This is a genomic window from Cupriavidus sp. IDO (assembly GCF_000812465.1).
GTDB lineage: Bacteria > Pseudomonadota > Gammaproteobacteria > Burkholderiales > Burkholderiaceae > Cupriavidus.
The window spans coordinates 56,227-63,257 of the sequence record NZ_JWMA01000054.1 but is presented as its reverse complement, the minus strand read 5'-3'; the positions used below and the strand labels follow the sequence as shown (position 1 = coordinate 63,257).

Genomic DNA, 7,031 nt, shown 5'->3' with positions numbered 1-7,031 from the left:
CACGGCGCCGCAAAGTTAACATTGCGGCTCACGGTTTACAACTGCTTCTGCGGCTAACAACGAAAAATGCCGTTCAGCGCTTAACTGAACGGCATTACCGCACTAGCGGGCCTTTTTCAGATTCGTGGTCAGCGTGTCTTCAGGCTGTCGCGGATCTCACGCAGCAGCACGATTTCTTCGGGAGTCGGCGCCGGCTCGGCAGGCGGCTCTGCCGCACGCATCTTGTTGAAGGCCCGCACCATCAGAAAGATGATGAAGGCGAGAATCAGAAAGTTGACAACGATAGTCAGGAAATTGCCATAGGCAAACACCGGGACGCCGGCTTTTTTCAATGCGTCCAGTGTCATTGCAGTGCCCGCTGGTGGTTCCGCGAGCGTAATGAACATATTGGAGAAATCCAGTTTGCCGATGATCCGGCCGATGATCGGCATGATCAGGTCATTGACCACCGAATCCACGATTTTTCCGAATGCCGCACCAATGATCACGCCGACCGCCAGGTCGATCACGTTGCCGCGCATTGCAAACGTCTTGAATTCCGACACCATGCCCATGGCTTCTCCCTCTTGTTGCTTGCGTTGAACGTTTTTCAAGCTCGAAGCCTGCCGCATCGCTGCCCGGAACGCAAGCATACAGGCGGCTATCTGGGGTGGCTGGTCGATAATCGTACAGACGTGAGGCACTTTTCGCCTATCTTGCAGCGATGTGTCTAAGGTACACTTTATGGTTGACGCAAAATCTAAATTGACTTCCCCTGGGGTTTGGAATGAGTGACCAGCAAGACGTGAAGAGCGTGGATAAAGGTCGCCGCAATTGGTTGATCGCGACATCCGTCGCTGGCGGCGTCGGAGGCGTAGCGGTAGCGGTTCCTTTCGTCAGTACATTTGCACCGTCAGAAAAGGCCAAGGCAGCAGGTGCGCCGGTCGAAGCTGACATCGGTGCGCTCAAGCCCGGCGAGATGATGACCGTCGAATGGCGCGGCAAGCCGGTATGGATTCTGAAGCGGACCGAGGAAATGCTCGCGTCGCTGAAGAGGACTGACGGTGAAGTGGCCGACCCGAATTCCGACGTGCCGTTCACCATGAAGACCCCCGAGTACTGCAAGAACGAAACCCGTTCGCGCGCAGACCACAAGGATCTCCTGGTCGTGGTGGGCATCTGTTCCCACCTTGGCTGCTCGCCTTCCGGCCCCTTCGCTTCGGGCGCCAATCCCCAGCTCGGCACTGATCCCGGTTTTCTCTGCCCCTGCCACGGTTCGACCTTCGACCTGGCTGGCCGTGTCTTCAAGAACAAACCGGCTCCGCAAAATCTCGACGTACCCCCATACCAGTTCCTGACCGACACCAAGATCGTGATCGGCAAGGACGAGAAAGGAGAAGCTTGATCATGGCGGCCGAAAAACAAGTCAAGACGACCGGCCTGCTGGGCTGGATCGACGCCCGCTTTCCCGCAACCCAGCTCTGGGAAGACCACCTTTCCAAGTACTACGCGCCGAAGAATTTCAACTTCTGGTACTTCTTCGGTTCGCTGGCGCTGCTGGTCCTGGTGATCCAGATCGTCACCGGCATCTTCCTGGTGATGAACTACAAGCCGGACGGCACGCTCAACGCCGCCGGCATTCCCGTGGCCTTCGCCAGCGTGGAATACATCATGCGCGAAGTCCCCTGGGGCTGGCTGGTGCGCTACATGCACTCGACCGGCGCCTCGGCCTTCTTCGTCGTGGTCTACCTGCACATGTTCCGTGGCCTGCTGTACGGCTCGTACCGCAAGCCGCGTGAGCTGGTCTGGATCTTCGGCTGCCTGATCTTCCTGTGCCTGATGGCGGAAGCCTTCATGGGCTACCTGCTGCCGTGGGGCCAGATGTCGTACTGGGGCGCGCAGGTGATCGTGAACCTGTTCTCGGCCATCCCCGTGATCGGCCAGGATCTGTCGCTGTTCATCCGCGGCGACTACGTCGTGAGCGACGCCACGCTGAACCGCTTCTTCTCGTTCCACGTCATTGCCGTGCCGCTGGTGCTGCTGGGCCTGGTCGTCGCGCACATCATCGCGCTGCACGAAGTGGGCTCGAACAACCCGGACGGTGTCGAGATCAAGGCCAAGAAGGATGAGAACGGTATTCCGCTCGACGGCATCCCGTTCCACCCGTACTACTCGGTGCACGACACGCTGGGCGTGGCGGGCTTCCTGGTGATCTTCTCGGCCGTGATCTTCTTCTTCCCAGAAGTGGGCGGCTATTTCCTCGAAGCCAACAACTTCTTCCCGGCTGATCCGCTCAAGACCCCGCCGCACATCGCGCCGGTCTGGTACTTCACGCCGTTCTACTCGATGCTGCGCGCCACCACGTCGAACTTCCTGCCGATCCTGTGGGTGTTCTTCGCGCTGGTGCTCGGCATGGTGTTCCTGCGCAGCAAGGATGCCCGCATCAAGGCCGGCGCCGTTGCCATCGCCGTGATCCTGGCTGTCGGCTTCTACTTCATCGACGCCAAGTTCTGGGGCGTGCTGGTGATGGGCGGCTCGGTCGTGATCCTGTTCTTCATGCCGTGGCTCGACTGCTCGCCTGTGAAGTCCATCCGCTATCGTCCCGCCTTCCACAAGACCATCCTGATCGTCTTCGTGGTGGTGTTCCTGGTCCTCGGCTACCTCGGTGTGCAACCGCCGTCGCCGGTTGGTGAAAAGGTATCGCAGCTCGGTACGCTGCTGTACTTCGCCTTCTTCCTGACCATGCCGCTGTGGAGCCGCGCCGGCGAGTTCAAGCCGGTGCCGGAGCGCGTCACGTTCCATCCGCACTGAGCGAAGCGCGAACCCGACAAGAGGACAAGGACACAAGATGAAAAAGCTGCTTTCGATCTTCGCGCTGGTCGGTGCCTGTTTTGCCGCCGCGCCTGCCATGGCCAGCGAAGGGGGCTATCCCCTCGAGCCGGCGCCCGTGAACACCAGCGACCTGTCGTCGCTGCAACGCGGTGCCAGGCTGTTCGTCAACTACTGCCTGAACTGCCACGGCGCATCGATGATGCGCTACAACCGGCTCAAGGACATTGGCCTGACCGATGACCAGATCCGCGAGAACCTGCTGTTCTCGGCAGACAAGGTCGGCGAGCTGATGAGCATCTCGATGCAACCGAAGGAGGCCAAGGCTTTCTTCGGCGCCACGCCGCCGGACCTGTCGGTGATCTCCCGCGCCCGCGGCGATGACTGGCTCTATACCTACCTGCGCACCTTCTACCGCGATGACAACCGCGCCACCGGCTGGAACAATCTGGTCTTCCCGAGCGTCGGCATGCCGCACGTGCTGTGGGAACTGCAGGGCCAGCGCGCCGCCAAGTTCTCCGAAGTGGAAGAGCACGGCGAGAAGGTCCACAAGTTTGGCGGCTTCGAGCAGATCACCCCGGGCAAGATGAGCAAGGTCGAGTACGACCAGGCCGTTGCTGATCTGGTGGGCTTCCTCGACTGGATGGCCGAACCCGCACAGAACCACCGCAAGCGCCTGGGCGTCTGGGTGCTGCTGTTCCTGGGCATGTTCACCATCTTCGCCTGGCGCCTGAACGCCGCGTACTGGAAAGACGTGAAGTAACGTCCAGCGTCGGCCGGGAGGGAAAGGGCCAGAGCGGAAGTTGCGAATGCAGCACCGCTCTGGCCCTTTTCCCTTTGCAAATGGGCTGTTACATCACAAATAAGTGACTCATTTGCAACAAATTTGCTTTCTTGTACTCGAATTTGGCAGAATGGCAGACCCTACCGTCCGACCCAGTTTCGGCTAGCCCAAGGAATCCAACCATGATGGTGTTGTATTCGGGTACTACTTGCCCGTTTTCCCAACGTTGCCGACTTGTCCTGTTCGAAAAGGGCATGGACTTCGAGATCCGCGACGTTGATCTGTTCAACAAGCCGGAAGATATTTCGGTGATGAACCCCTACGGCCAGGTGCCCATCCTGGTCGAGCGCGACCTCATCCTGTACGAGTCGAACATCATCAACGAGTACATCGACGAGCGCTTCCCGCACCCGCAGCTGATGCCGGCCGACCCGGTGCAGCGCGCCCGCGCCCGCCTGTTCCTGTTCAACTTCGAAAAGGAACTGTTCACGCACGTCTACGTGCTCGAGAACGAAAAGGGCAAGGCCGCCGAGAAGAACCACGAACGCGCCCGCGCCGCCATCCGCGACCGCCTGACGCAACTCGCACCGATCTTCGTCAAGAACAAGTACATGCTCGGCGAAGAGTTCTCGATGCTCGACGTCGCCATCGCGCCGCTGCTCTGGCGCCTGGATCACTACGGCATCGAGCTGTCGAAGAACGCCGCGCCGCTGCTGAAGTATGCTGAACGCATTTTCAGCCGTCCCGCGTACATCGAAGCACTCACCCCGTCCGAAAAGGTGATGCGCCGATAAAACGGCTCCGGCCCGGTGGCAACCGCCCCGGGCCGCAACGGCGCCACTGGAAGCACCATGCCTGAGACCTCCACCAAGCCCTACCTGATCCGCGCCATCTACGAATGGTGCACGGACAACGGCTTCACGCCGTACATCGCCGTCTTCGTCGACGCCAATACCAGCGTGCCGCGCGAGTTCGTCAAGAACAACGAGATCGTGCTCAACGTCAGCTTCGACGCCACCAGCGGCCTGGACATGGGCAATGAGTGGATTGCCTTCAGCGCACGCTTCGGCGGCATCTCGCGCAAGATCGATGTCCCCATCGAAAACGTGCTCGCCATCTACGCCCGCGAGAACGGGCAAGGCATGGCCTTCCCGGTCGAGCGCAGCATCCCTGAAACCCAGGCCGCCACGGAGCGCGAAAACAACCCGCCGCCCAAGCTGGCCTCGGTCGACACGGAAGCACCCGCACCCGCACCCGCAGTGGAAGAGGGTACACCGGACGACGACGAAACCCCGCCGCCCGTGCCTCGCATCGGCGGCAAGAAGCCTTCGCTGAAGGTGGTGAAGTAAGTCTCAGGGACATCGCCAAATTGGTCCGCAATGCAGTAGAATCGCGGACTGCACCAGACATGCCGGCTTAGCTCATCAGGTAGAGCAGTTGATTTGTAATCATCAGGTGGCGGGTTCGAGTCCTGCAGCCGGCACCAGAATTTGAAACGGGCTACGCAATTTGCGTAGCCCGTTTTTACTTTGGGGATTCCGGGACACTGCCTCGCGAGCAACGCCAGAGCGACCCCTCCCGCTTGTCTTCCGGGATGCGGCACCGGCCGAAATCTGTCAGCCACGCGCTCCAGGCTGATAAGTTTGTCAGATGGTATACATTTCTGTGTCCGGTGATTGCCCTCTACTCGTGCGTCTCCTTTCCAAATATCCCGATTTCCGCGCAGGAAACTGCTGCCATTAGCGGGTTTGGCATTGCATCGCACCAATCTAGCCCTTTCGTGGCATCGGCATAAATTAACCTTGTCACTCTTCGTTTTCTGAATATAGTATACCGTCGACGTTCCGCACCAGCCCTCCACCGTGATGCTCGACCGGAGCACGGATGACAAGAAACGGAGCAAGACGACGTGACAAGGCACGACATCCCTGAGGCGGGCGTGAGCCAGTCAAACGCCTGTTATCTGCCAGCCTGGCGCGCCGCCGAATGGCTCGCGAGCGGCGAAGCCACGGCGGGAGACCTTGTGGCCCGGTGCGAGGCCGCGTACCAGGCCGCGCACGGCAGGATCAATGCCCTGGTCGTCAGCGACTTCGACGCCGCTTATCTTGCCGCTGCTCGAAGCGACGACCGTCGCCGCGCCGGCCAGTCGCTGGGGCCGCTCGACGGCATTCCGTTTTCCATTAAGGAGTCGTTCGACGTTGCCGGCTGGCCCACCACCTGTGGCAATCCGGCATTGCGCCACCACCGAGCGACGCGCGACGCGGTCGTGGTGCAGCGGCTGAAGGCGGCGGGCGCCATCCTGCTCGGCAAGACCAATGTGCCACTGGGCCTGCGCGACTGGCAGAGCTACAACGCGATCTACGGCACCACGCGCAACCCGCACGATCCGGCACGCACCCCGGGCGGTTCCTCTGGCGGCAGCGCAGCGGCGGTCTGCGCCGGCATGAGCTTCTTCGATGTGGGCTCCGATATCGGCTCGTCGCTGCGCAATCCCGCGCATTTCTGCGGCGTGGTCTCCCACAAGAGCAGCCATGGCCTGGTGCCGCTGCGTGGGCATGGCACGGGGGCCGACAGCTTTCACCAGCAAGACATCAACGTGGCGGGGCCGGTGGCACGCAGCGCGCGTGATCTTGAGATGGTCCTCGACGCGATTGCCGGCCCCGACGGCGCCGAGGGCATCGCCTTTCGCCTCGACCTGCCGCCTTGCAGTCTCGGTGCACTGTCAGACTTCCGAATTGCCGTATTGCCCACGCATCCACAGGCCGAAGTCGATGCGGAAGTCAGCAATGCCATCACGCAACTGGGCCGTTGGCTCGAAGGGCGGGGCGCCCACGTCAGTTGGGACGCGCGCCCGCAGCTCGACACCGCCGCGCTGTGGCGAAGCTACGTATTGCTGCTGCGCGCGACGACCTCGGTTCATATGGACGATGCCGCGTTCGATGCCGCGCGCCGGCGATCTTCCGCCGATCCGGCAGACCTCAGCTACGCCACGCTGCAGCATGCCGGCGCCACGCTCAGCCATCGCGACTGGCTGCAGCTGCAGCACGGACGCGAGCACTTTGCGCGGGCATGGCAGCAATTCTTCGGCGATTTCGATGTGCTGTTGTGCCCGGCCGCCGCGACTACGGCGTTCCCGCTCGACGAAGCAGGCGAGCCATGGCAGCGCCACCTGATAGTCAACGGCAAGGCGCAGCGGATGACAACACAGCTCTTCTGGGCTGGCCACTCTGGCTTGTGCGGCCTGCCGTCGACAGTGGCGCCCATTGGTCCCGCCGAAAGCGGTCTGCCGGTGGGCGTGCAGATCGTGTCCCGCCGCTTCGGAGACCGGACATCCCTGCGCTTTGCCGCGCTGCTGGAAGCAGCCGGGTTTGCCTTCCGGCCGCCGCATCCGCGCGACTGACAAGCGTCACGCAATCCAAAAACAGAACATACCGAAGCC

7 protein-coding genes and 1 tRNA gene are annotated in these 7,031 nt (G+C 61.4%); 7 read left to right on the top strand and 1 reads right to left on the bottom strand.

What is annotated here, in order from left to right:
• Nucleotides 1-128: 128 nt before the first annotated feature.
• The gene (mscL, locus tag RM96_RS17330) at nt 129-554 is read right to left on the bottom strand and encodes a large conductance mechanosensitive channel protein MscL (RefSeq protein WP_039012318.1); all 426 of its coding nucleotides are present in this window, start codon (nt 552-554) and stop codon (nt 129-131) included.
• A 212-nt stretch (nt 555-766) separates the two neighbouring features.
• Here mscL and petA point away from each other — a divergent pair, with 212 nt between their 5' ends.
• The 7 genes from petA to RM96_RS17295 all read left to right on the top strand — a co-directional run bounded on the left by petA (nt 767) and on the right by RM96_RS17295 (nt 6,992).
• On the top strand, nt 767-1,384 hold the full coding sequence (gene petA / locus RM96_RS17325; RefSeq protein ID WP_039012317.1) for a ubiquinol-cytochrome c reductase iron-sulfur subunit: 618 nt from the start codon (nt 767-769) through the stop codon (nt 1,382-1,384).
• Nucleotides 1,385-1,386: 2 nt separating this feature from the next.
• A complete protein-coding gene (locus RM96_RS17320) occupies nt 1,387-2,790 on the top strand; it encodes a cytochrome b (RefSeq protein ID WP_039012315.1) in 1,404 nt (467 codons plus the stop codon).
• A 37-nt stretch (nt 2,791-2,827) separates the two neighbouring features.
• Nucleotides 2,828-3,571: a cytochrome c1 gene (locus tag RM96_RS17315; RefSeq protein ID WP_039012314.1), complete on the top strand. Its 744-nt coding sequence runs from the start codon at nt 2,828-2,830 to the stop codon at nt 3,569-3,571.
• Between the two features lie 203 nt (nt 3,572-3,774).
• Nucleotides 3,775-4,386: a glutathione S-transferase N-terminal domain-containing protein gene (locus tag RM96_RS17310; RefSeq protein ID WP_008643086.1), complete on the top strand. Its 612-nt coding sequence runs from the start codon at nt 3,775-3,777 to the stop codon at nt 4,384-4,386.
• A 57-nt stretch (nt 4,387-4,443) separates the two neighbouring features.
• Nucleotides 4,444-4,941 carry a ClpXP protease specificity-enhancing factor gene (locus RM96_RS17305; protein WP_039012311.1) on the top strand — a complete coding sequence of 166 codons (498 nt, stop codon included), beginning with the start codon at nt 4,444-4,446 and terminating at the stop codon, nt 4,939-4,941.
• A gap of 61 nt (nt 4,942-5,002) precedes the next feature.
• Nucleotides 5,003-5,078: transfer RNA gene (locus RM96_RS17300), tRNA-Thr, on the top strand.
• Nucleotides 5,079-5,501: 423 nt separating this feature from the next.
• Nucleotides 5,502-6,992, top strand: a complete 1,491-nt coding sequence (locus RM96_RS17295) for an amidase (protein ID WP_039012310.1) — start codon at nt 5,502-5,504, stop codon at nt 6,990-6,992.
• Nucleotides 6,993-7,031 lie beyond the last annotated feature (39 nt).

What these genes read in the sequence shown, in the direction of transcription:
- RM96_RS17305 (WP_039012311.1), top strand. Translation starts at nt 4,444, where the DNA reads ATGCCTGAGACCTCCACCAAGCCCTACCTGATCCGCGCCATCTACGAA.
- RM96_RS17320 (WP_039012315.1), top strand. Translation starts at nt 1,387, where the DNA reads ATGGCGGCCGAAAAACAAGTCAAGACGACCGGCCTGCTGGGCTGGATC.
- petA (WP_039012317.1), top strand. Translation starts at nt 767, where the DNA reads ATGAGTGACCAGCAAGACGTGAAGAGCGTGGATAAAGGTCGCCGCAAT.
- RM96_RS17315 (WP_039012314.1), top strand. Translation starts at nt 2,828, where the DNA reads ATGAAAAAGCTGCTTTCGATCTTCGCGCTGGTCGGTGCCTGTTTTGCC.
- RM96_RS17310 (WP_008643086.1), top strand. Translation starts at nt 3,775, where the DNA reads ATGATGGTGTTGTATTCGGGTACTACTTGCCCGTTTTCCCAACGTTGC.
- mscL (WP_039012318.1), bottom strand. Translation starts at nt 554, where the DNA reads ATGGGCATGGTGTCGGAATTCAAGACGTTTGCAATGCGCGGCAACGTG.